General features: G+C 48.9%; 26 protein-coding genes. 10 read left to right on the top strand and 16 right to left on the bottom strand.

All coding sequences use genetic code 11. The features are described from left to right. Positions 1-339 precede the first annotated feature (339 nt). Genes coaBC through ABWO75_RS03535 form a run of 3 tightly spaced genes read right to left on the bottom strand, consistent with a single transcriptional unit; the run spans position 340 to position 2842 of the window. Positions 340-1542, bottom strand: coding sequence for a bifunctional phosphopantothenoylcysteine decarboxylase/phosphopantothenate--cysteine ligase CoaBC (gene coaBC / locus ABWO75_RS03545; protein WP_353182619.1), 1203 nt, complete (start codon positions 1540-1542; stop codon positions 340-342). Between the two features lie 20 nt (positions 1543-1562). Next, positions 1563-1901, bottom strand: coding sequence for a DNA-directed RNA polymerase subunit omega (locus ABWO75_RS03540; RefSeq protein ID WP_353182617.1), 339 nt, complete (start codon positions 1899-1901; stop codon positions 1563-1565). 26 nt (positions 1902-1927) lie between these two features. Continuing rightward, entirely contained in the window at positions 1928-2842 is a 915-nt protein-coding gene (locus ABWO75_RS03535) for an outer membrane protein assembly factor BamD (protein WP_353182615.1), read from the bottom strand. Positions 2843-3042: 200 nt separating this feature from the next. On the opposite strand from ABWO75_RS03535, the gene ABWO75_RS03530 reads away from it, so the two are divergent. Both ABWO75_RS03530 and ABWO75_RS03525 read left to right on the top strand, forming a co-directional pair. Beyond that, positions 3043-3327 carry a NifU family protein gene (locus ABWO75_RS03530; RefSeq protein WP_353182613.1) on the top strand — a complete coding sequence of 95 codons (285 nt, stop codon included), beginning with the start codon at positions 3043-3045 and terminating at the stop codon, positions 3325-3327. 56 nt (positions 3328-3383) lie between these two features. After that, positions 3384-4037 carry a hypothetical protein gene (locus ABWO75_RS03525; protein WP_353182611.1) on the top strand — a complete coding sequence of 218 codons (654 nt, stop codon included), beginning with the start codon at positions 3384-3386 and terminating at the stop codon, positions 4035-4037. A 4-nt stretch (positions 4038-4041) separates the two neighbouring features. Here ABWO75_RS03525 and ABWO75_RS03520 read toward each other — a convergent pair whose 3' ends face one another. The 6 genes from ABWO75_RS03520 to ABWO75_RS03495 form a co-directional block, all read right to left on the bottom strand. Beyond that, the gene (locus tag ABWO75_RS03520; protein ID WP_353182609.1) at positions 4042-5262 is read right to left on the bottom strand and encodes an FtsX-like permease family protein; all 1221 of its coding nucleotides are present in this window, start codon (positions 5260-5262) and stop codon (positions 4042-4044) included. A 3-nt stretch (positions 5263-5265) separates the two neighbouring features. Further along, positions 5266-5907, bottom strand: coding sequence for an MBL fold metallo-hydrolase (locus ABWO75_RS03515; protein ID WP_353182607.1), 642 nt, complete (start codon positions 5905-5907; stop codon positions 5266-5268). Positions 5908-5924: 17 nt separating this feature from the next. Beyond that, positions 5925-6527, bottom strand: a complete 603-nt coding sequence (gldD, locus tag ABWO75_RS03510; RefSeq protein WP_353182605.1) for a gliding motility lipoprotein GldD — start codon at positions 6525-6527, stop codon at positions 5925-5927. Positions 6528-6537: 10 nt separating this feature from the next. After that, positions 6538-7281, bottom strand: coding sequence for a shikimate dehydrogenase family protein (locus tag ABWO75_RS03505; RefSeq protein ID WP_353182603.1), 744 nt, complete (start codon positions 7279-7281; stop codon positions 6538-6540). Positions 7282-7310: 29 nt separating this feature from the next. Beyond that, positions 7311-8066, bottom strand: coding sequence for a phosphosulfolactate synthase (locus tag ABWO75_RS03500; protein ID WP_353182601.1), 756 nt, complete (start codon positions 8064-8066; stop codon positions 7311-7313). 71 nt (positions 8067-8137) lie between these two features. Next, on the bottom strand, positions 8138-9541 hold the full coding sequence (locus tag ABWO75_RS03495; protein WP_353182599.1) for a tetratricopeptide repeat protein: 1404 nt from the start codon (positions 9539-9541) through the stop codon (positions 8138-8140). Positions 9542-9940: 399 nt separating this feature from the next. Here ABWO75_RS03495 and amaB point away from each other — a divergent pair, with 399 nt between their 5' ends. Further along, the gene (gene amaB / locus ABWO75_RS03490; RefSeq protein WP_353182597.1) at positions 9941-11485 is read left to right on the top strand and encodes an L-piperidine-6-carboxylate dehydrogenase; all 1545 of its coding nucleotides are present in this window, start codon (positions 9941-9943) and stop codon (positions 11483-11485) included. Between the two features lie 11 nt (positions 11486-11496). On the opposite strand, the gene nadD is transcribed toward amaB, so the two are convergent. The 6 genes from nadD to dnaN all read right to left on the bottom strand — a co-directional run bounded on the left by nadD (position 11497) and on the right by dnaN (position 16096). Then, the gene (gene nadD, locus ABWO75_RS03485; RefSeq protein WP_353182595.1) at positions 11497-12072 is read right to left on the bottom strand and encodes a nicotinate (nicotinamide) nucleotide adenylyltransferase; all 576 of its coding nucleotides are present in this window, start codon (positions 12070-12072) and stop codon (positions 11497-11499) included. A 1-nt stretch (position 12073) separates the two neighbouring features. Then, complete coding sequence (gene gmk / locus ABWO75_RS03480) at positions 12074-12649, bottom strand: guanylate kinase (RefSeq protein ID WP_353182593.1); 576 nt, start codon at positions 12647-12649, stop codon at positions 12074-12076. Between the two features lie 3 nt (positions 12650-12652). Next, positions 12653-13528, bottom strand: a complete 876-nt coding sequence (locus ABWO75_RS03475) for a YicC/YloC family endoribonuclease (protein ID WP_353182591.1) — start codon at positions 13526-13528, stop codon at positions 12653-12655. Between the two features lie 113 nt (positions 13529-13641). Then, the gene (locus ABWO75_RS03470) at positions 13642-14223 is read right to left on the bottom strand and encodes a CAP domain-containing protein (RefSeq protein ID WP_353182589.1); all 582 of its coding nucleotides are present in this window, start codon (positions 14221-14223) and stop codon (positions 13642-13644) included. 44 nt (positions 14224-14267) lie between these two features. Then, entirely contained in the window at positions 14268-14933 is a 666-nt protein-coding gene (locus ABWO75_RS03465) for a DedA family protein (protein WP_353182587.1), read from the bottom strand. Between the two features lie 38 nt (positions 14934-14971). Beyond that, on the bottom strand, positions 14972-16096 hold the full coding sequence (gene dnaN, locus ABWO75_RS03460; protein WP_353182585.1) for a DNA polymerase III subunit beta: 1125 nt from the start codon (positions 16094-16096) through the stop codon (positions 14972-14974). A gap of 167 nt (positions 16097-16263) precedes the next feature. Between dnaN and ABWO75_RS03455 the strand changes: the two genes are divergently transcribed. The 7 genes from ABWO75_RS03455 (at position 16264) to ybeY (ending at position 22820) form a co-directional block, all read left to right on the top strand. Next, positions 16264-16461 carry a hypothetical protein gene (locus ABWO75_RS03455; protein WP_353182583.1) on the top strand — a complete coding sequence of 66 codons (198 nt, stop codon included), beginning with the start codon at positions 16264-16266 and terminating at the stop codon, positions 16459-16461. Positions 16462-16738: 277 nt separating this feature from the next. Next, a complete protein-coding gene (locus tag ABWO75_RS03450; RefSeq protein ID WP_353182581.1) occupies positions 16739-17233 on the top strand; it encodes a T9SS type A sorting domain-containing protein in 495 nt (164 codons plus the stop codon). 16 nt (positions 17234-17249) lie between these two features. After that, positions 17250-18413 (top strand): type IX secretion system outer membrane channel protein PorV, encoded by a 1164-nt coding sequence (porV, locus tag ABWO75_RS03445; protein ID WP_353182579.1) that lies wholly within the window; start codon positions 17250-17252, stop codon positions 18411-18413. Positions 18414-18444: 31 nt separating this feature from the next. Beyond that, positions 18445-18885: a hypothetical protein gene (locus ABWO75_RS03440; protein ID WP_353182577.1), complete on the top strand. Its 441-nt coding sequence runs from the start codon at positions 18445-18447 to the stop codon at positions 18883-18885. A gap of 31 nt (positions 18886-18916) precedes the next feature. Beyond that, positions 18917-21919, top strand: a complete 3003-nt coding sequence (locus ABWO75_RS03435; RefSeq protein ID WP_353182575.1) for a collagen-like protein — start codon at positions 18917-18919, stop codon at positions 21917-21919. An 18-nt stretch (positions 21920-21937) separates the two neighbouring features. After that, on the top strand, positions 21938-22357 hold the full coding sequence (gene ruvX / locus ABWO75_RS03430; protein WP_353182573.1) for a Holliday junction resolvase RuvX: 420 nt from the start codon (positions 21938-21940) through the stop codon (positions 22355-22357). A gap of 37 nt (positions 22358-22394) precedes the next feature. Further along, complete coding sequence (gene ybeY, locus ABWO75_RS03425; RefSeq protein ID WP_353182662.1) at positions 22395-22820, top strand: rRNA maturation RNase YbeY; 426 nt, start codon at positions 22395-22397, stop codon at positions 22818-22820. A gap of 42 nt (positions 22821-22862) precedes the next feature. On the opposite strand, the gene ABWO75_RS03420 is transcribed toward ybeY, so the two are convergent. Continuing rightward, entirely contained in the window at positions 22863-23282 is a 420-nt protein-coding gene (locus ABWO75_RS03420) for a nucleoside-diphosphate kinase (RefSeq protein WP_353182660.1), read from the bottom strand. Positions 23283-23301 lie beyond the last annotated feature (19 nt).

The raw sequence follows: 23301 nt of genomic DNA, 5'->3' as shown, positions 1-23301 counted from the left end.
TATAATTAGCGGTGAGGACCTCCATATATCCTTCTGGTCACGTCAAAAAATAGTCGGAAGCATCGACGCGGATATTGTTTCTCCAGGAATAAAAAAAACCGCCCATCTGAGATGGGCGGCCGCCCCAATGGGGATCGGGGCTATCAACCTAAACCTACCTTTCCTTTAGCGAAAAGAATGCCAAAAAACTGTTTTTAAAAATATCGCTGAAAAAAATTAAAAAAAGAACAGGAGCTTAGGTATAATATTTTTACTTAAAATGTTGTATATCAGTATTTTCTATTAAAAGGAAAGGAGAGGTAAACGAGGCTAGCGCTCGACGTTTGATACAACCGTGCACTATGGTAATAAAGCAATAATCCGGGAACAGATATCGCGGGCGACTTCAGATTTTGGTTTAAGGTCAAGTGTTTCAATTGTTCCTGACCGGTGAATAAGGGTAACCTTGTTATTGTCCCCGGCAAATCCGGCACCTTTATCCTGCATGGAATTCAGTGCAATGAAATCGAGATTTTTCTTTTGCAGCTTTATAATGGCGTTCGCCTGCTCGTCGTGGGTTTCGAGCGCAAAACCAACGAGTATCTGCGACGTTTTTTTTTGTGAACCAAGTACCCCCAGGATGTCTGCCGTCTTTTTGAGCGCAATGTTAAGCTCATCCGATGCTTTTTTGATTTTTTGCGTAGCAGTAACCTTGGGTGTATAGTCAGCCACAGCGGCACTCATAACAGTAATATCTGCCTCGTTGAAATTGGCCACACACTGTTCCAGCATTTCAGCAGCTGACGTAACCGGGAGAAAATTAGCAAGTCCATTTGGTTTTGGTAGCTCAGAAGGACCGCTGATCAAGGTAACTGAGGCCCCGAGCCGCACGAGTTCAGTGGCCAGGGCATAACCCATTTTACCTGATGAATGATTTCCTATATAGCGCACGGGATCAATTGCCTCGTGGGTTGGTCCGGCGGTAACCAATGCTTTCTTTCCGTTCAAGGGGCGGGATTCATTAAAATGATCCGCTAGAAACGCCAAAATATCTTCCGGTTCAGCAAGACGGCCCTCGCCGGACAGTCCGCTGGCCAACGGACCGTCGCCCGGTGGAATAACGAGATTCCCGGCCTGTTGTAGACGGGAAATGTTGTTTTTGGTCGCGGGGTGTGCCCACATATCCAGATCCATTGCCGGTGCCAGAAAAACCGGACTTTTTGCGGATAGGTATACAGCGCACAATAGGTTATCACAGATGCCATTGGCAAACTTCGCCAGCGTATTGGCACTCGCAGGGGCTACGACGATAGCATCTGCCTGAAGCGCAAGCTGCACATGATTATTCCATGTACCACGTTTCCGATCGGCATAAGTGGTTAATACCGGATTTCCCGAAAGTGTGGATAAAGTCAATGGGGTAATGAAATCGGTGGCGTCCGGAGTCATAACTACCTGTACAGATGCTCCACCTTTTATCAATAGACGGATCAAATGTGCAGCCTTGTATGCAGCAATACTACCGCAGACACCTAACAGGATATGCTTCCCTCGGATTGCCATGCCGATGAAACCGCAGGTTATTAATCCGCTGCTTGTTCTTTTGACGGGTTCCTGAAATAGACCTTGTCGTTCAGGAAATCATCAACGGCCACCAGCGTGGGTTTGGGCAGACGTTCGTAATGTTTTGAAATTTCTATTTGTTCGCGGTTTTCAAATACTTCTTCCAAATTGTCATTGGTCGTAGCAAATTCGGCCAGCTTGCCATTGAGTTCTTCTTTCAGGTCCACGGAAATCTGGTTGGCCCGCTTACTGATGACCACAATCGATTCGTATATATTACCTGTTTTTTCATCCAATTCCCTCAGATCACGGGTTACGGTGCTGTTGGGGACAACGGACTTACTTACTTGCGTACTCATATCTTTACTCATTAATTTTTATTCAGTTAATTTGATGTAGAAACTTCCGGTACAGCTGTCTCCGCCGGCAGTTGTGACGTTTCCTGTCTTCGCTGTGCAGCCGAAAATTCAGCCATCAGCTTTTTGGCTTCCGTTATCCGTTGCTCCGCATCCGCCTTGTATTTGTCCGCATCTTTCCGGAAACGGCTTTCCGGATAGGCAGCGACAAACTTATTATAGAGTTCAACAACTTCCTCGAATCGCTCTTCCTGTCTTCTCAGCGAACTTTGGCCGGCATAAAGCGATTGTGCTTTAATACTCAGAAACTCCATTTCCTCAGCATATTTCGTGTCCGGAAAATCACGTAGTACATTGTCAAACGCAATAACAGCTGCACGGTAGTCATCCTGTAGCCCCATATCCAGATACAGCTTGGCATTAGTAAATGCCTTAGCCTCCAGTTTATCACGTAAGTCCTGGATCAGTGCCCCGGCTTCCTTGGCACGTTCACTGGATGGATATAAGTTGATAAACAGCTGTAACGCTTCAATCGCCCGGTATGTATATTCCTGATCGAGTGTCGCTTTGGGCGATTCCAGGTAATAACAGTAAGCACCCATATACCGGCATTCTTCCGTTCTTGCGCTGTTGGGGTAGGTGTCGGTGAATTGTTTGAAATGATACCTCGCGGCAGTATAGTCACGCAGGTAATAATTGGTGTAAGCCATATAATAGTACAGGTCTTCCGCCTCTGCTTGGCCGCGATACCTCTGCATCAGGTCTTCAAATAAGATCTGCGCTTTGCTGTACCGTTTATTGTTATAATATTTGATGGCTTCCTGGTACTTTTGCGCGATATTGTTACTCGCCCGCAACTTTTCAAATCGGCTCTTACATCCGGAGATCATTACAATCAGCAGCATAACCGCTGCCCATGCCGCAACTCGCCTGTTTATAAACATTTTGCAAAGATAAGTGAATTTAGTATACCTGTCAATTAATTTGGAGCAAGATAAGCCAAAGATGGTGAAATGGAAATGGTAGGAAAAGGCTTTTAACAAACTTTAACAAGCCGTCATACCGTCATAACGCTGGAACCGGGAAACACACTGTTTCATTTTAAGAAAAATCCGTATCTTTACAACAGTAAATAAGTGAGGTTATGAATTTACAGGAAAGAGTAGAGCAGGCATTGGATTCAATCCGGCCGTATCTGGAGACTGACGGCGGCAACGTGCGAATTGACGAGATAACGGCGGATAATGTCGTGAAGTTGAAGCTTTTGGGGTCCTGTGCTTCATGTGCCATGAGTATCATGACCTTCAAGGCAGGTTTAGAGCAGGCGATTAAGAAAGCCGTGCCTGAAATTACCGCCGTGGAAGCTGTTAATATCACGGATATGGACGACCCCAATGCTACCATGCCAACCCCCAAAATAAGTTTTTAAGCGGGGTTAACATTATTTAACAAGCCAGGAAACACCGAATGCGTAGTTTTGTGGACATGAGGGTAAATCGTTATATCATCGTTGCCGTGTGTGTGTTATGTGCAGTCGTTGTATCAAACGCACAGGACCGTAAGCTGGTACAGTTTAGCGGTGTCATTCACAACGCGGACACAAACACGGTTGTGCCCTATGTTACCGTTAAAAATAACTCATACCATAATCAGACATTTACCGCTAATCACCAAGGTTATTTTTCGTTTGTAGCCCATGAAGGGGATACCATTAGCTTCACGTCTGTCGGTTACCTGCCGATCCGGGTAATCATCCCAACAGTTCCGGAAGACAAGTATACCGCTATGGTGCGCATGACCGCACAGATTAAGGAGTTACCTATGGTAACACCGTATCCATGGGCAAGCATTGATGAATTTAATGAAGCGTTTATGGCGCTTGAGATTGCTGACGATGATATTGTGGTGGCGCAAAAGAACCTCTCTCCTGAATCATTAGCTGCCCTCTCCCGCATTACACCTCGCAGCGCTGAGGAGATCCAGAGCTTTAGTGCGATGCAAAACCATATCGAGTTAAGTAATCAGGCGGTAAATCAACGGATGGCCAATCCGCTGTTGAGCCCCTTTGCCTGGGGTAATTTCATTCGTCAGATAACCGAAGGGAATAAAAGCCGGAATAGGTTGCAGCGAAACCGATAATCGCTTAGGAAAGCCGCACGGTTTGCCGCACACTTAACCGCGACGAAATAAACGCAACCATTGCGGACACGACAAAGACTGTGGCAAATACCAGCAGGAAATCCATTGCGCGGATATCCACCGGGTAAGCATCGGTAATCATATTTTCTCCGTTTCCAATACCAATCCATCCCCAGTAGTACTGCGACAGGCAAAACAACAACCCCAAAAAAAGACCCGTAATACAACCGATCAGCGCAATCAGCATGCCTTCGTAGAAAAATATCCGGCGAATGAGCGAGTTGCCAGCGCCTAAACTCATCAATATGGATATATCCTTTTTTTTGTCGATCACGAGCATGGTGAGTGAACCAACAATGTTGAAGATAGCAATCATTCCCGTAAAGGCGATGATGAAGAATACGGCCCACTTTTCAGATCGAACGATTTTGTATAATGTGGGGTTCTGTTGTTCCCGGTTTTTTACTTGAAAATTTGCGCCCAGGGTTGACAATAAATCCCGCTGAACAGCAGTCGCGTCGGCCCCCGGAATCAGATCGATTTCTATGGCCGAAACCTGATCATATTCACTCAGCACCTCCCTGGCAAAAGCCATTGGTACAATCAATAGGTCGTCATATTCCTGCTGATAGGTGAGCACGCCGGACGGACGGATGGTCCGCATGGTAAACTCCTCTGCCGGATTAACAGCGTTTATTTTCCCTTTCCTGGGAGAAAACACCTCAATTACGCGCGATGGATCCTCGAGCGATATGCCGAGCATTCCCTGTACCTTGGCGCCCATTACGGCATAATATACCCCACTGCGCTCCAGCGCAAAACGACCCTCCCGCAGGACGGAATCGGTCTGCTGATGCTGTATAAAGTCTGCCGATACTCCTTTGATGGTAGCGATGTACTGGCCGCTATCGTACCGGAGCAATACACGCTCCTGTAAAACCTCATCGTATGCCGCAATGCGGGGGTCGGTCTTAACTGCATCAAATAGTTGTTTGTCAGCGGTAAACACCTTTCCCTCCTTGGGCTCAATACGGAGTTCCGGTGTAAATGCACTGTACATGGAAAAAATCAGGTTTTCCAACCCATTATAAAACGATAAAATCACGATGAGCGATGCACTGCTTACCAATACGCCTACAGCGCTGATGCCGGAGATGATATTGATGGCATTCACCGATTTCTTGGAGAAAAGGTAACGCCTGGCAAAATAAAGTGCAACATTCATCGGCTACCCCCTGATAAACGGATTGGTTTTTTTCTCCTGCCCAATTGTGGTCTCGGGACCATGTCCTGGGTATACCCGGGTGTCGCCGGGCAGCGTGTAAAGTTGCTGCGAGATACTGTTAAGCAACTGTTGATGATTGCCACCCGGGAGGTCCGTTCGTCCGATGCTGTTCCGGAAAAGGACATCACCACCGATCAGCAAACCATTTTCAGGGGAATAGAAGCACAAATGTGCCGGTGAGTGCCCCGGCGCAAAAATCAGGTGCAGCTTTTGCTGCCCGAAAGTCACTGAGCCGGTCGAGGGGAGAAATGTTTCTGCGATGGGTGACACCTCATACCGTATTCCCATCTGCGGAGCATAATTCTGCACCTCGATCAATAAGGGTAATTCCCTCTCATGGAATTGCGGCAGTAACCCGTAAGTGTCATAAATATACCGGTTACCGAGCACGTGGTCGATATGACAGTGTGTATTAAGAAGCAACTGCAGCTGCAGGCCTTCACCATCGATAAATTCCTTCACCGCATCTTCTTCCGCTTTCCCATACATTCCCGGGTCGATGATTGCGCCTGCACCCGTGTCATCGTACAGCACGTAAGTGTTTTCCTGGTAAGGGTTGCAGACAAAGGATTTAATGTGGATCATACCGCAAAAATAAGCATTCATTTCCAACGGATGGAATGGATGATAGTATCAATATCGGCACGTATGAAATCGAGTACCGGCTGGATGGAATCCAGGCGCGGCTTTTCATTGAAATAAAGTGCCCCACGGAGGTAATGGTGCGTGCTGTCCGTAACAAAGAACTGAATGTTCGATGCGGTATTGCCGCTGATTTCATACAGCAGGCCAAATACATGGTCTGCCGGTCGGTTAATCCGCTGTTGATCTATTGCAGTCGCTTTAATGGTATGCTTGAATGCGAACGTCCGGGCATCTTCCACTAGCTCATTAAAATGCGCCTTGCCTTCGATGGAAATGTAACTCAGGTGTATCCGTGCGTTAAACTGCTTAAACCAGATATCCGTCCAGCAAGGCTGCGCATCCGCTGAACGGTCGGGCTCCATGGAAGCGTAAGCAGGTATCGCAAATACAAAGGGACAGGAGGAAGAAAAGGACCGATAATCTTTTGCCGGAAACTCGATGCGGAAGTATCCCCTGGGTTTGGGCGAATAATGCGGCGTACAGCTGAAGATACAGCTGATTACCAAACAGGCAAAGACCCATAAAGCCACATTTTGGGACATCATTCCTCCGCTGTTCATCGTCAACGCATCAGCTGTTCCATAGTTGCCAGTTCCGTTCGGCCTGCAGCTCCAGCATTTCCAGTCCATTCTTTATTGCCGCACCCTGCCGGGCACCCCGTTTTAAAAATGCGGTTGCAGCGGGATTATATACCAGATCGTACAGCAGGTGCTTCTTCCCAAGATATTCGTACGGAATATCGGGATAACTGTCGATATCCGGGTAGGTGCCAAGAGGTGTGGTGTTAACTAGGAGCAGGTGCTCGCTCAATACATCCGCACGTAGCTGGCTGTACGTGTATTGTCCTCCTTCGGGCCTGCGTGAGACCAGGTGGGGGGTAATTCCCAATTGCGTGAGTGCATAAACAATGGCTTTTGCAGCACCGCCATTTCCAAGCACAAGGGCCGAAGTATGCCATGGCTGGAGCAACGGTTTCAGCGATTCCATAAACCCAAATACATCGGTATTATATCCGGTCAGTATCGGTTCTCCCATTTGCCGGTCAATCCGGATGCAGTTTACTGCAGCGATCGCTTCCGCTTCCGGTGAGAGCTGGTGCAGGTAATCCATCACAGCAATCTTATATGGAATTGTCACATTTATCCCCGCTAATTGAGGGTCATTCGAGATCAATTTGGGTAAAGCCAAGATTGATTCGATCGGATACAGCTGATAATCAACATCCTTTATCTGTTCCCGTTCAAATTTAGCGTCATAATACCGCTTGGAAAATGAGTGGGTCAGCGGATAGCCAATTAAGCCGAACTTTTTCATGGTACAGGCAGTAATTTAAGTAGGAGCCGTTAGATGAAATTATGAAAGGTATCCCCGCGCAGGCCCAGACGGGTACTTTCCAACGCGATAATTTCATGCGGACTGATATTTCCCAGGTTCACATTGGCGCCTAAAAGCTGGATAAACCAGACCTGTTGTGCTTTCAGCGGTGCTTCCCAGATGATTTTTTCATTAGGTATTTCGTTCAGGATTTCATCTACCAGTCCCTGTCTTACCTCGCCCGATTCCCGGTAAAGCCCGACATTCCCGCTTTCGCGTGACTCCGCAATAAGTCGCCACGATCCGGCGGCTAACTCGGCTTTCATTAATGAAATCCATTTATAGGGAGCCATAATCTTGGTGTTGTCTTTAGATCCCACCTCAGAAATGACCGTGACATGTTGGGCAAGTTTCGCAATGTACTCGCACTTCTGGTCATGCGGCATCACAATGGAACCGTCGGAAATTTCAGCGTATTCCAGCTTGTATTTTTCGATAACCCGTAAAAAATCATCGAACTGATCACGGACAACAAACGCTTCAAATAAGGTTCCGCCCAAATAAGGGTGTACGCCGGCACTTCGGTATACCGCCAGTTTCTCTTCCAGCTGTGGGGTAAGGTAAGCGGTTGTCCATCCCAGCTTAACAAAATCGGTATATGATGCTCCAACGGCCATGAAATCCTCGGCTTGCCTTACGCTAAACCCTTTATCCATGACCATTGTTAATCCATTATTCCTTGGTTTATGCGTACGCATCGGGACATTCTTCAACTCAAAATTCATGAAAGTAACTGCATTAATGCTAACAAAAGTTGCTGTGTAATGGCCGCATCACGGAACGGCCGTCCGGCAAATTACGACGTATATTTATTGATGACATCGATTATGGCTTTATTGCCACGCAATTGTGGAAGGTATTCAAATAATACAGCATGCTTATGTGGATCGGATGACAGTCCTAATTCCAAATAGTTCAATGCTTCATTATACTTGCCGTTCGCAATAAGATAAGCGACCATGCGGTAATACAATTCCGCAGTTTCCGGGTTATTCTTAATGGCCTCGGCGATCGTTTCAATTGCCCGGCCAAGCTTCCCTCTTTCGTATAAAATGGAAGAGTAATCCAGCCAAGCCTCGGCGTCAATGGGATTCAGTTCAACCACTTTTTCGTAAGCTTGCTCTGCTTCATCCAGTTGGTTCAGTTTGTAACGGGCATCCGCTATGGCAAACCAGTAATCCGGGTTATTCTGTTCCAGGTCGAGCGCCTTTTTATAAAAATGCAATGACTCGAAATGGCGTTCTTCGTAGTCGAGTGTAACGCCGATACCAAACCATGCATCAGCAAGGTCCGCATCAATTTTCACTGCTTTTTTATAGTACGACCGTGCTTCGTCCATCTGGTCAAGCTTTTCATAACATTCTCCGATGGCACAATATGTTTCGGCACCCGGGGGCTCATATTCGAAAGTTTGCTTATATACCGCGATGGCTTCACTGTATTTGTCCAAATTAACCAGTGCATTGCCTTTATTGAAGTAAGCCGAAGCAAAGTTGTCTTTAATCAATATGGCATAATCGTAGGCATCTATAGCCTCTTCGTATCGGTTCAGTTTATGATAAGCATTCCCGAGGTTATACCAGGCTGCGCAGGAATAGGGATCATTATCGATGTATTGCTTGTAGAAACCGATACTTTCTTCCTGCCTATCCAATACGTCGTAACAGAAGGCAAGCTCGTATAAGGCATCTTGATTTTCCATATTCTGTTTCAGGCTTGCCTTAAGAAAATGGATGGCCTTTTCGTAATCGCCTTTATTTTGATAAAGCAACGCCATCTGGAGGTAAATTTCATCGGGATTTTCACTCAATTCCAATGCCTTTTCCAGGTTACGGAATGCTTCGTCATAACGGTCCAGGTTACCCAGTATTCCACCCTTAATCAGGTAAATATCGCTTTCCGAAGGCTCCAGGGTTTCAGCCTTTTCCAACGATTCCAATGCTTCGGAGAACTGATGCGTAACGGCAAAAAGCTGGGCCTGTTTCAAATAAAAAACAGCCACAAAGGGGTGCTGGTTTACCGCATACTCCACCACCTGAAGTGCTTTAATCGGATCATTTTTATCCATGTAATAATCTATGATCCCCTCAAAAGCCTGTGTGTCAAAGAAATACTGGTCCTTGTTGCGGATCATTTCTTCATATCGTGCTACCGAAAATTTCGGGTCTTCGGCGGGCCCATATTCGAAATCGTCTTCCATCTATATCCTAATTTAGAACTAACATTGAGGCTCCCATTCCGCTTTTCAGCCGCTGGCTTGATGACAACAACAAAATAGGGTTTTGTCGAATAATATTGTTAACACAAGTTTTCAACAATTGGGCCAGGTGTTTTTAAAACTATTGAAAATCAATTTTTTATAAAAAAACCAATGTCGATAATCAATAAAGGTGTGGGTGCCTCCCTTCTGGATGTACGTGTGCACACTGTCGCCATGATCGTCTCAAATCGATATACAAAGGTACGTATTTATGCTTAAAAAAATATATCTTTGGGTTACGCATGTTCCAAAGATCCATTACCGCGTAAAATTAACCACGGGGCAGGCCCACCATTTTATCCGGATGTTCGGGATGTACCCCCTTCAAAAAATACCACAATGATCAACAGATTGACGATTGAAGACATGCTGCAACGGCTCTCCATAAAGCCGGTAAATCCAGCATGGAGCACCGGTACGGAAACAGGAGGTGACACGTCAACACCGTTCGGTAGCTTTTCTCCTGTGGATGGCCAGCTGATTGCCTCCGTCGGAACGGCGTCCGCCGATGCATATGATCAGGTAATTACAAAGGCCACTGCGGCTTTCGGTCAATGGCGGATGATTCCCGCGCCGCGCCGGGGCGACATCGTCCGGCAATTTGGAGAAGCGCTCCGCAATCATAAGCGGGATCTGGGCATGCTGGTTTCCTATGAAATGGGTAAAAGCCTGCAGGAGGGCCTGGGAGAAGTGCAGGAAATGATTGATATCTGCGATTTTGCTACCGGACTTAGCCGCCAGCTGTACGGCCTCACCATGCAATCGGAGCGTCCGCAGCACCGTATGTACGAACAATGGCACCCACTGGGCGTCGTTGGTATTATTTCCGCTTTTAACTTTCCGGTAGCCGTCTGGAGTTGGAACGCGGCCATTGCATGGATATGTGGTAACGTTTGCGTTTGGAAGCCTTCTGAAAAGACACCCGTTACCGCACTGGCCTGCCAGCAACTGATGGCGCGCGTATTGGCGGAAAACGGCATGCCCGAAGGTGTGTCCTGCCTGGTACAGGGAGATCACTTACTGGGTGAGCAGCTGGCCGGTGACCATCGTATTGCGTTGGTGTCGGCTACCGGTTCCACCCGGATGGGCAAGTCGGTCGCGGCGGCGACGGCTGCAAGACTGGGCCGGAGTATCCTGGAACTGGGGGGCAATAATGCCATGATCATTTCACAGCATGCCGACCTGGATGTCGCCTTGCCCGCCGCGGTATTTGGCGCGGTAGGCACAGCCGGACAGCGATGCACCACCACGCGCCGGCTGATCATCCACGAAGCGGTGTACGATACATTCCGCCAGCGGTTGGTAAACGCATACGGACAGCTGCGTATCGGTAATCCGCTCGACGAACAGAACCATGTCGGACCGCTGATCGATGTGGATGCCGTCCGGCAATACGAGGCAGCAATCGCTTCCTGCCTGCGTGAAGGCGGGCATTTCGCCGTTGCTGGCAAGGTACTTGAAGGAACCGAATATGCTTCCGGTTGTTACGTGTACCCCTGTATTGCCGAAATCGAACCTGATTTCGACATCGTGAAGCAGGAAACCTTTGCTCCCATACTGTACCTGATGAAATACCGCACATTGGAAGAGGCCATCCGGATCCAGAATGAGGTCCCCCAGGGATTATCATCCGCGATTATGACGCAGAACCTCCGTGAGGCTGAGCAGTTTATGTCTGTCGCCGGGTCTGATTGTGGTATTGCTAATGTAAATATTGGCACTTCGGGGGCAGAAATCGGAGGCGCATTCGGCGGAGAAAAAGATACCGGAGGTGGCCGCGAGTCCGGTTCCGATGCTTGGAAAGCATATATGCGGCGCCAAACAAATACCATCAACTATTCCGATAAGCTGCCACTGGCCCAGGGAATTAAATTTGATGTGTAGCTAAGGATACATTATAGATAAAGTCCTTTATTCTCAATGAATTGCAACACACCGTCGGGCACAAAATAACGTATGGATTTACCTGCTTTCACCGCATTGCGAATAAATGTCGATGAAAATTCCATGAGCGGCGTATCCGTAATCCGGATGGCCTGATGATCTTCCCATTCGGCTATCGAAAAGCCGGGCCGGGGATATACATAAATGCGGTAATCTCGCAGTAAAATCTCATAGTTTTTCCATTTTTTGATTGAGGCCAGGTTATCCGACCCCATAATCAGCACAAATGTCTTCTCCGGATGTTTTTCGTTAAGGTGGGTCAGCGTATCAATGGTATACGAAGGTTGCGGCAGAGAAAATTCCACTGTACTGCTCCTGATGTTTTCGGCCGGTTCAAGTGCTAGATTGACCATTTCCAGCCGGTCGTACATATTAATCAACGAATCCTTCCGCTTCAACGGATTGTGGGGTGATACAACCAGCCATACCTCATCGAGATCAGTATAATGGGCCATGTAGGTGGCAATGATCAGGTGACCGGTATGTATGGGGTTGAAAGATCCGAAGAATAATCCAACAGTAGCCATGTCAATCCTTTTTTTCTATAAAGTCCAGCACCATCCGTTCCGCTTCCCGGCAGGCAACCTCCAGGTTGTCGTTGTGCAGGATTACATCAAACTGGCCGGCATAGCCAAGCTCTTTTTCCGCCTTGGCAACCCGCTCACTTAATTTCTCATCGCTATCCGTTCCCCTTCCATACAACCGCTGTTTAAGTACTTCCAGTGAAGGGGGTTGTACAAAAACCGCCAGCGCACGGTCACCGAATTTGCGCTTAAGATGCAATCCCCCCTCCACATCGATGTCAAAGATGACATGTTTACCCGACGCCCATATGCGATCAACTTCCGTGCGGAGTGTACCGTAGAATGTACCGTTGTACACTTCTTCAAATTCAATGAATTCCTTCTTAGCAATGCGGTGCAGGAATTCCGTTTGCGAAATGAAGTAATAGTCGCGGCCGTTCACCTCTCCGTCCCGCGGTGCGCGGGTACTGGCCGAAATGGAAAAGGCGATTTTATCACCATATTTGGTCAACAGGTGTTTTACGATGGTCGTTTTGCCCGCACCGGAAGGGGCAGAGAATATGATCAGCTTTCCGTCCATTGGTTACAGTACGTTTAGTAACTGCTCTTTGATTTTTTCCAGTTCCTCTTTCATCCGTACCACCACCTGTTGGATACCCGCATGATTGGCTTTGGATCCCAGGGTATTGATCTCCCGACCCATTTCCTGCGAAATAAAGCCCAGTTTTTTCCCATTGGCATCGGTCGCCTCCAGCGCTTGCAAAAAATAATTGCAATGGCTGCGGAGCCGGACTTTCTCTTCGGTAATATCCAGTTTATCAATGTAAAATATCAACTCCTGTTCAAAGCGGTTCCGGTCCACGTTTTCTTTGCCCACCGTTTCATCCAGGTATTGATGGATCCGTTCACGGATTAATGGAATTCTGCTTGTCTCCATTGCTTCCACTTCATCGAGTAGCTGGAGGATGGCTGATGTTCGTGAAAAAAGGTCTCCGCGGAGCACTTCACCCTCGTCCTTCCGGAACTGGTCCAGTTGACCTACGGCGTCCCGGAATGCAGCAAGCAGTAGCACGGCTTCCTCTTCGTCGGCACGGTCCTCATCCTGACTGACCACTTCGGGCATATTGAGCGCTAACTCAAAAAGGTTGGCCGGTTCGTGGCCCAGGCTTTCGGCAATGTTTTTTAGCTGGAGGTAGTAGTTTCGGAGTAATTCATCGTTGATCGTTGCCGCCGATGCCGACTGATCGGTGTATTCCGCATTAACTGTTACGCTTACTTTACCCCGTTCCACCAGCTTTGTGCATTCACCGCGTAGAAAAAGCTCTTTATCCGAAAATGCCTTCGGCAATCGGATACTAAGCTCCAGGTACTTGGAATTTAACGACTTAATCTCTACGGTATATTTTACCTGCTGATTTTCCCTGGCTCCTAAGCCATAACCTGTCATGGACTTGATCATGCGCAAACTTAGATAAATTTGCGCGAATTTATCAATTTCTCCGCCGTCATAGGGAGTTTTTATTTGGCGGAATCCTAAAATTCACCGTCAGCTTTGCAATCGGTAATCATTCCTTACCAATCGTGCTTGGCAATAATGACACACAGGTACGATTTGTAGGTGCTGCCGGAAGCTGCGCGCACATAACCAATACCAATATCCCGTAAGGAGGCGTTCCATTCGCCTATACCCAGCAAATGTTTGCGGTGGGCGTAACCTGGAGAGTTTCTGCCAATAATCATGGCGTTAATACCCTCCACGGCAGATGGATGATTGGCGCCTATGGATTCAAAACTGTTTGCATTCTTACGCTTAAGCCAGCTGGCATTTAGTGAATAACCCGCGCGGTCGATGTGATAATTCGGGCCGAAACCATCGGGATCCGTGTGGTCAAAATAATCGCGCTTCGCCATGTCCAAGGCCCTCATCTCCGCAACTTTTGCGAGCGTATTGTTCCATTTCAGCGGTGTACGACTTACCGATACGCCGCGACTGAGGTGCAATTTTCGCTGATAAGCCCCCGGGTTTTGCCGGATGTCATTAATCAGCGCGAAAGCCTCGCGGGCTTCCCTGCGATCGATGGTCGGACGGCTTGTTCTGGAAGGGGAAAAGGACGAAAGCAGCCAAAAGGCGGTAACAAAAACAAGGTATCTCACCGGTAGTACTTTGATTAAGCAAGGACAAGGACCATGCCGAATTTTTACACGTTGGGATTCTGTGGCTTCTTTAATTTTTCTTTTGCCAGCTCAAAAATAATAGGCAGCAAGGAAAGGAAAATAATCAGTAACACTACCTTGGAAAAATTATCCCTGACAATGGGAATATTGCCCAGGAAATAACCCGCTAACGTGATGCCCACAACCCATAAAAAAGCACCAATAATATTATAGGTTAGGAAGGTGCCATAATGCATTCGGCCGATCCCGCCAACAAAGGGAGCAAGGGTTCTGACAATCGGCACGAAACGGGCAATCACAATGGTTTTACTGCCATATTTTTCATAGAACGCATGTGTTTTCTGGATTTGTTCATCCTTTACAACCTGCTTGCCAAACAGCTTGAAGCGGGTGACCTGCATTCCAAAGCGTTTTCCGATACCATAGTTGAGGGAGTCACCTGAGATTGCTGCAACCAGCAGAATGAGGATCATCACCCAAACACTGAGGTCGTTGGGTTGTGCGGCAAGCATGCCCGCAGCAAACAGCAACGAATCCCCCGGAAGGAAGGGCATTATTACTACGCCTGTTTCAATAAAAATAATCAAAAAAAGGATGAGGTACGTCCACGTCTGGTACTCATTGACGATTTCGACCAGGTGCCGGTCAATGTGAAGAATAAAATCAAAAAGCGAATAGATGAGTTCCAATGCGTTTACGTATGCTATTTCCCGGTATCACCAGCGGTTTAACCCATGCTGTTCAGCATCACGGGCATTACCAGCATCAGGATGTCTTCGTTTTCTTCCGATAAGGCAGGCAATAACAAGCCAGCGCGGTTGGGAGTGCTCATTTCCAGCACAACTTCGTCGCTGTCCAGATTGGTCAACATCTCGACCAGGAATTTGGCGTTGAACCCGATTTCCATATCGTCACCTTCAAACTGACAGCTCAACCGTTCATGCGCTTCATTGGAAAAATCAAGGTCTTCTGCGGAAATGTTCAGCTCACTTCCGGAAATCTTAAGCCGCACCTGATGGGTGGTTTTATTCGCGAAGATAACGACGCGGCGCAACGAATTGAGAAAAGTATGCCGGTCGAGCGTTAACTTATTCGGATTTACCTGCGGAATTACCGCTTCGTAGTCGGGATACCGCTCATCAACCAGGCGGCAGATCAGGTGAATGTTGTTGAATTTAAAAAAGGCGTTCGTACTGTTGTATTCCACCGCTACGGCGATATCTTCTGAAGGTAGCGTCGATTTCAATAAAGACAGCGCCTTTTTGGGAAGGATAAGCGAAGTAGGCCGGTCAGCGCTGATATCTGTCCGGCGATAGCGCACCAGTTTGTGCGCATCGGTGGCCACAAATGTGGTCGATTGGTCGCCCAGTTGCACCAGGACACCCGACATAGCGGGCCGTAATTCATCGTTACTTACCGCGAAGATGGTTTTATTAATGGCCTCGGCAAGTACCGATGCCGGTATGCTTACCGACGATGCATTGTCCACAACCGGTATCTTCGGGAAATCATCGGCATTTTCACCGCTTAGTTTATATTTACCATCGCCGGCGCTAATTTCAATAGCCAGCGTCTGCGTATCTACTGAAAATGCCACCGGTTGATCCGGAAGCGTTTTCAACGTTTCAATCAATATTTTGGAAGGCATGGCTACCCGCCCCTCTTCCTTTGCTTCTATTGCAAGAGAAGTTACCATGCTGGTCTGCAGATCCGTCGCTGAGATGGTCAGCACGTTGTCCTTGATTTCAAACAGAAAATTTTCCAGAATAGGCAGCACGGTGCTGCTGCTTGAGGCACCACTGATGGCCTGTAATTGCTTTAATAATATTGAAGTAGAAACAATGAATCTCATGCCCGAATAATATTATGTGCAATGATAAGCAAAAGATTTGGTTTTCGGCAAATGAGATTAGATTGTTTCATCCGGATTTTTGCAGAAGAAAGGCGGTTCCTGCCTGGGTCACGGGAAACAATGTAGACCGTCAGTTGTTGATTCATTGGAACCAATGTGTTTGTGTCATGGAAAACAATCATAAAACAGACGCGGCAGGCAACGTGCAGCCGGAGGATAATTATGCCGCCCACCAGGACAATCCGGCGCCGTCTCCCGAAGCAGTGAAGGAACGCAACGATCGTCCGGCGAGTATAACGCTTTGGATTGTTATCACATTAGCCATTATTATTGCGGCCATTTTTTATTTAATTTATGTCCTGTGATGTAGCATGGCAGTAGCTTGCACGTAACCACCTATTTTTGCCGGCTCTGCGTATGGGAGCTTTTGATTACCTTTCAGTTGGGTGTCGACCATCTCATTTGCGGGTTGCGCTTTATTTGACCTCAGCTTCAGTAGATGGGACAATTCTCCAGTAGCCAACCCGTGGCGTTCTGAAAGCAAGTATCTTTGTGGGGGCACCGCAGCAGGACAAAAAATAATTTGCAAAATAATTTATTTTTTTTATACTTTCGTGAGGTAATTATACATCTACCACTGCCATGAAATCAACCTTGCTGATCTGTGCGATTTTTTCGTCTACGATTACTGTCGCGCTATCCCAGGAACTTATCCGTCAAGTTGTAGCCAATACGGGCCATGAGGGCACGGTTGGTTATGCAATTTTCCAATACACGATCGGTGAACCTGTGGTGGCGACACTGGATGCGGGCAATTTGCGACTCACACAGGGTTTTCAACAACCCGAAGTGGCTGGGCCAACCAAGGCACCGCAGGCACCGTTTGTTTCGGATTTAATTGTTTACCCCAATCCCGCCGCGGAGTTTACAAACCTCGAATTTGATCTGCTCCAGGACGGCCGGGTGGTGTTTATGCTGGTCAATAATGCCGGTCAGGTGGTATTTACTGAAACAAATCAGCTGTTGGCGGGCCGGCTAAAATACACCATGGCACTTAACAACTATGCCGCCGGGTTGTATTACGTGGTGATCCGCACCGGTTATGGAACCTATACGGAGAAATTAGTCATCCAATAACCTCAAGCAAGATATCATGAATACCCGCTTCTCAAGACCAGCATATACGCTGCTTGCTGCATTGTTCCCGCTGTTTGTAACGGCCCAGATCGGACGTAGTACGATCACTACGGGTGCCTCCTTTCTTTTGCTGAGCCCCGATGCCCGGACTACCGGAGTGGCCGAGGCAGCAACCGGACTGGTTCCGGATGCCAACTCCGTATTCGCGAACGCGGCTAAGCTGAACTTTGCTGGGGAAAAAGGAGTGAGTTTTTCTTACACACCGTGGATGCGCCAGCTGGTAAAGGATGAGCACCTGGGCTACCTGACCGCTTTTCACCAGTTAAGCCAGCGTGAAGCCCTTGGTGTGTCCGTCAAGTACCTGGATATGGGTGAGATCAGCTTTAGGGACGAAATGGGGAACCTTTCACAGCGATACAATGCCGGGGAGATTTCCATAGACGCCAGTTATTCGCGCCTGCTCGGCGATCACTTCGCCATGGCACTTACGGCCCGATACATCCACAGTAACTTAGGTTCGGGCGCTTACAACGGATTGGACATGGATCGCGCCAATGCTTTTGCTATGGATGTAGGACTGTATTCCGAAAAAAACTACATCACTTCCAAGCAATTCAGTAAGCGGTTCGCCTGGGGAATAAACCTGACCAATATCGGTACAAAGCTTAACTACACCAATGCGAAGGAAAGCTTCCTGCCAATGAACCTGCGGATGGGAGTTGGCTACGGATTGAACAACGACCCGGATAACCGATTAACCCTGCTGGTGGATGTTACTAAACTCCTAGTCCCATCACGGCCACAGTACCGGGTGGACGAACAAGGTAACATAACTACGGAGATCGAAAAGGGGAGAGACCCCGATCGAAGCGTACCTTCTGCACTGTTTACGTCGTTTTTTGATGCGCCGGGCGGTTTTTCAGAAGAACTATCCGAATTTACAGTCTCCGGAGGCTTCGAGTTTTGTTACTACCGGCAGTTTTTTATCCGTTCAGGCTATTTCTATGAACATCCTGATAAAGGAAACCGGCAACATTTTGCCGCTGGCGTGGGCTTCCGGGTCAAATCAATGCAGATAGACATTGGTTACCTGACTCCAATGGCACGGCGTTATTCCGTTCGCAATGAATTGAAATTCACCCTCAGTTTCCACCCGATGAGTGTATTGGGTGGGGAATAGTAATAATACAATCGAATTAAAATATAAACACATGAAAAGACAGACAATCTACCCCCTGCTGATCGCAACATTGATGACAGTCCTTGCAATGCACACCCAGGCGCAGACCAGGCAAGATAACGTGTCGGAAGCGCGTATCCGTAGACTCTTATCCAAGGATGGCACTGAAAATAGGCCAATTCTGTTCAGTACGGGAGCCGTAAATAAAATACAAACACTTTCGATTAACCCCACGCACGAAGTTTCTCCGAATTCATCCCAGGAACTTCGGGCGCTGATTTTCGAGAACTATACGCCCCCCGGATCCAGAAGTACGGCCCTGAGGAGTGCAACGACTCCGCAACCGGCCCATAACGCAGGGGCCGACAAGCTACTCTCAGCGTCGAAAGCCGAAGAAAGTACCGGAACCGAGCAGGCCACTCCGCCAGAACACACGGTGCCGACGCAGGGCGATGTAAAAGAAGAACAATAACAATACGCTAACAAATCAGATACATAAGCATATGAAGCGGTATTTTTCTTATTGCGTAGTTGTCGTCCTGATGCTGGCTGGCCTTATGGTACAGGCACAATCGGGACTGACCGGCATCAATTATCAGGCTGTCGCCCGCAATCTTGACGGGACGGTTATGGCAGGTAGGAATGTCGACGTGCGTATATCCATTATCGGGGGCTCGGCCAGCGGAGCGGTGCAATACCGCGAAGAACATCGTGTAAAAACCAATACCCTTGGCCTTTTCACCTTGCAGATCGGTAGAGGTACCGCATCACAGGGGACATTTGCAGCTATACCCTGGCAGGACGCCAATCAATTTGTTAAGGTAGAGTTGGCTGTTGACAACGGTGGCTATGCGGATCTGGGTACAACACAGCTGATGAGTGTGCCGTTTGCATTATATACGGCCGGCGGTAACACTGGCCCTGCCGGTCCTGCTGGTCCGCGGGGAGTAAAAGGAGATACAGGCGATATGGGGCCGGTTGGCCCTGTCGGCCCACAAGGCGATCCCGGCTTCCAAGGCCCTATTGGTCCTGAAGGCCCCACTGGTCCTGTCGGTCCACGGGGTCCACAAGGCGATCCCGGCTTTCAAGGTCCTGCCGGTCCCCAGGGTGATCCCGGACCTGTCGGTGCACAAGGTGATCCTGGCCCAGTTGGTCCTGTTGGCCCTGCCGGTCCCCAGGGTGATCCCGGTCCCGCCGGTAGCGACGCTACCATAGACGACGTAGTGGCCGGTGGAGATCTGTCAGGCAATTATCCAGATCCCGTAGTCGCTGGACTTCAGGGTATTCCGGTTAGCAACACCGCACCTGTGGCCGGGCAGTCGCTGCGGTTTGATGGTACGCAGTGGATCCCTGCGGCCTTAGGCGGCGGCGGATTCGTGCTTCCTTATGCCACGATTGAAAACAATGCAGCAACACTGTTTTCCATAGCGAACAATGGTGATGGGGTTTCACTCGAAGGCATTAATAATACGACAACTTCCAGTATCGCGGCTGTCCGTGGTATCATTTCGTCCACTGCACCCGGCGGATTTTCCGCTGCTGTCCGAGGTATCAATAATGGTACCGGCGGATTGGGCGTCGGTGTATGGGGTTCGCAGGGCGGGTCCGGTTGGGGAGTATATGGGTCTACCCCCAATGGTCTAGGTGTGTATGGCAACGCATCAGCCAATGGGACCGGCGTGTATGCAAACAGTAACTCGGGTACAGGTTTGACGGCTACCAGTAACACCGGCATCCCGGCAAGCATTTCAATTTTCAACAACGCCAACAATAATGCCGTCCTCAACGCCAATACGGTGGGCAACGGAACTGTAATCAATGTCACGACAACCGGCAACGGAGCAGGTGTACGAGCATCGACCGGTTCCGGCTTTGGCGTTCACGGCATTACCACTTCGCAGACATCAGCTGGTGTCGTCGGCGACAATAACGGCGGCGGCGAGGCGGTGGTAGGACGTACCACCAGCGATATTGCCGGGGCGGTTGTGGGGCGGAACGACGGAGGCGGGTATGGTGTGCGGGGTTTTGTTGCAACGAACACGGCAGGTACGGGTATCGGCGTCCTGGGGCAAGTGGGCTTGAACAACAGTACTGGCCGTGCCGGCAGGTTTGAGAACTTCAACCAGACGAATACCACAGGCAACACCCTTGAAATTGAAACGAACGGCAATGGCAATATCCCAGACAACACGCAAGGGAACGCAGCGTCTTTTCGGGTGGATAATAATAACAGTGTAGCGGCCGCGGTAAGAGCCGAAGTAAATACCATTTTTGGCAATTTCGGCGCTGCGGGTATTTTTGGAACCTCCTCGGGTACTGGCGGATTCGCCGGCCTCTTTCATGCTTCTAATCCAGTGGGCAACGGCCCGGCATTGGTTTCGATCACAGACGGCAACGGCAACGCGATTACGGCGAATGCCGGCAAAGACGGTAATGCCGTGGAAGCCAATATTGACGGTGCGGGTAATGCCTTGTACGCTTGGGTGCCGAGCTTTGCAACAGGCCGTGCCGGGCGGTTCAATATTTTTGGAGAAGATAACACCAGCGATGTGATTACGGTGACAACCGTGGGTAACGGGATCGCGGGGAACTTTAGGGTGGACCGTACGACAGGAACTTCCCCCGCGGTGAAGGGTGAGGTTAATTCGCAATTCGCAAACTTCGGAACGGCCGGAATCTACGGCGTTTCATCGGGCACAGGGGGCTATGCGGGACTCTTCTATTCATCCAACGCAGCCGGTAATGGTCCCGCGGTACTCGCCCTCAGCAACGGTAACGGAAATGGCATCACCGCGAATGCCGGTGGAAATGGCGATGGCGTTGAGGCATCGGCGGATGGGGGTGGGAATGCTATTTCGGGTTTTGTCCCTAATTTCGGAACCGGAAAAGCGGGTCGGTTTGCGAACTTTAACAATGCCAACGGCCAGCCAACCGTTCACATTACTACAACCGGAACCGGAAGCGCGCTATTGGCCAACCACCAAGGGCCATCCGGCAATGTGGCAATGTTCCAAAGTAATAGCGCTAATGTGGCGCGGATCAACAAGGCCGGCCGGGGCTTTTTTAATGGCGGCACACAGAACAGTGGAGCCGATATCGCTGAAGCCTTTGACGTGATGGGCAACTTCGCTGCGTATGAAGCCGGTGATGTACTGGTCATCGCCGTGGATGAAGACCGCACCGTGGAGAAATCAAGCGAGGCATATTCGACACTCGTCGTTGGGGTATATGCAACCAAACCGGGTGTGTTGCTCACCGAGGAAAATATGGATGCGGATATTTCCGATAAAGTACCCATGGGTGTAGTAGGGGTTATCCCGACAAAGGTGTGCCTGGAAGGCGGCGCGATCAAACGCGGCGATTTGCTGGTGACATCTTCGCAACCTGGTGTGGCAATGAGGGCAGATCCGGACAGGGTAAGGGTTGGTCAGGTGATCGGAAAGGCCCTGCAGGAGTATGATGGCGATGGCGTGGGTAAAATAAAGGTACTCGTAAATGTGAAATAATGTACCTTTGCAGGTACGATGCGCATCATGGCTTTTGATTACGGTACCAAGCGGGTAGGCATTGCCGTGACGGACCCGCTGCAGCTTATTGCCACGGCTTTGGATACGGTGCACGCCAAAGATGTGCTGGAATACGTGAAGGCTTATCTCGAAAAGGAAACCGTAAGCACATTCGTGGTGGGCGAACCCCGCCAGCTCGATGGCACCGAGTCGGAATCGGCCCAGCACGTACGGGGTTTTATCCGTGCATTGCGACGGACTTTTCCGGCTGTTCCTGTGGATACCATCGATGAACGGTTTACCTCCAAGATGGCTTCAACGAGTATCGCTCAAAGCGGCATCACGAAGAAAAAACGGCAGGACAAATCCCTTATTGATCGGGTATCGGCTGTGTTGATCCTGCAGTCGTACCTTGAGCGGCGCGATTTTCAGGGATAAACTTCCTACCTTTGGCATCGGCATCATATCACTGAACATGGGGAAAATCCATTTTTTTACGGAAGATACGGCGTATCGACTACGTCAGAAAATCGCGTTGCGCCAATGGATCCGGGAGGCCATTCGCGAAGAGGGTTATAAGCCCGGCGAAATCAGCTTCATCCTGTGCAGCGATGCACAGTTACTGGATATTAACAAACAGTACCTCCAGCACGATACATATACAGATATTGTTACATTCGACAACAGTGAGCAGGCCGAAATGATCGCCGGTGATATTTTTATCAGTATAGACCGGGTGCGTGAAAATGCGGGCACTTTCGGGGTTGCTGAAAAAGACGAATTGCACCGCGTAATGATACATGGTATTTTGCATCTCTGCGGTTACGGCGATAAAGGAAAGCAGGAAAAAACCCGGATGACGGAGAAAGAAGACTTTTACCTGGCCCGGAGGGGTTTTTAACAATTAAAAGCCTAACAGGCGATCGCCTGTTAGGCTCACATTTTAAAACCGTTCGAACTGCGAAAAGAAGAAATTACCTTCGATTTCCGCATTTTCATCTGAGTCGGAGCCGTGGATCGCATTGGCTTCGATAGAGTTCGCATATTTGTTGCGGATTGTGCCGGTGGCCGCTTTTGCGGGATCTGTCGCGCCAATCAGCGTACGGAACGCTTCCACGGCGTTCTCTTTTTCAAGAATAGCGGCCACAATCGGACCGGAAGTCATAAAATTCACCAGGTCGCCATAAAACGGGCGTTCGGCATGTACCGCGTAAAATGCGCCAGCGGTTTCTTCCGAAAGGCGGATGTATTTCATCGCTACGATTTTGAACCCCCCCGCAATGATGTCATTTAAAATTGCACCCACATGGCCGTTGTTTACGGCGTCGGGCTTAATCATGGTGAAAGTTTTATTTGTTGTTATCATTTAAAAAATTTTGCGC

The organism is Parapedobacter lycopersici (genome assembly GCF_040395035.1).
In the GTDB taxonomy this organism is placed as follows: domain Bacteria; phylum Bacteroidota; class Bacteroidia; order Sphingobacteriales; family Sphingobacteriaceae; genus Parapedobacter; species Parapedobacter lycopersici_A.
The sequence above is the reverse complement of the archived record's forward strand: the minus strand, read 5'-3'. Positions and strand labels throughout refer to the sequence as shown.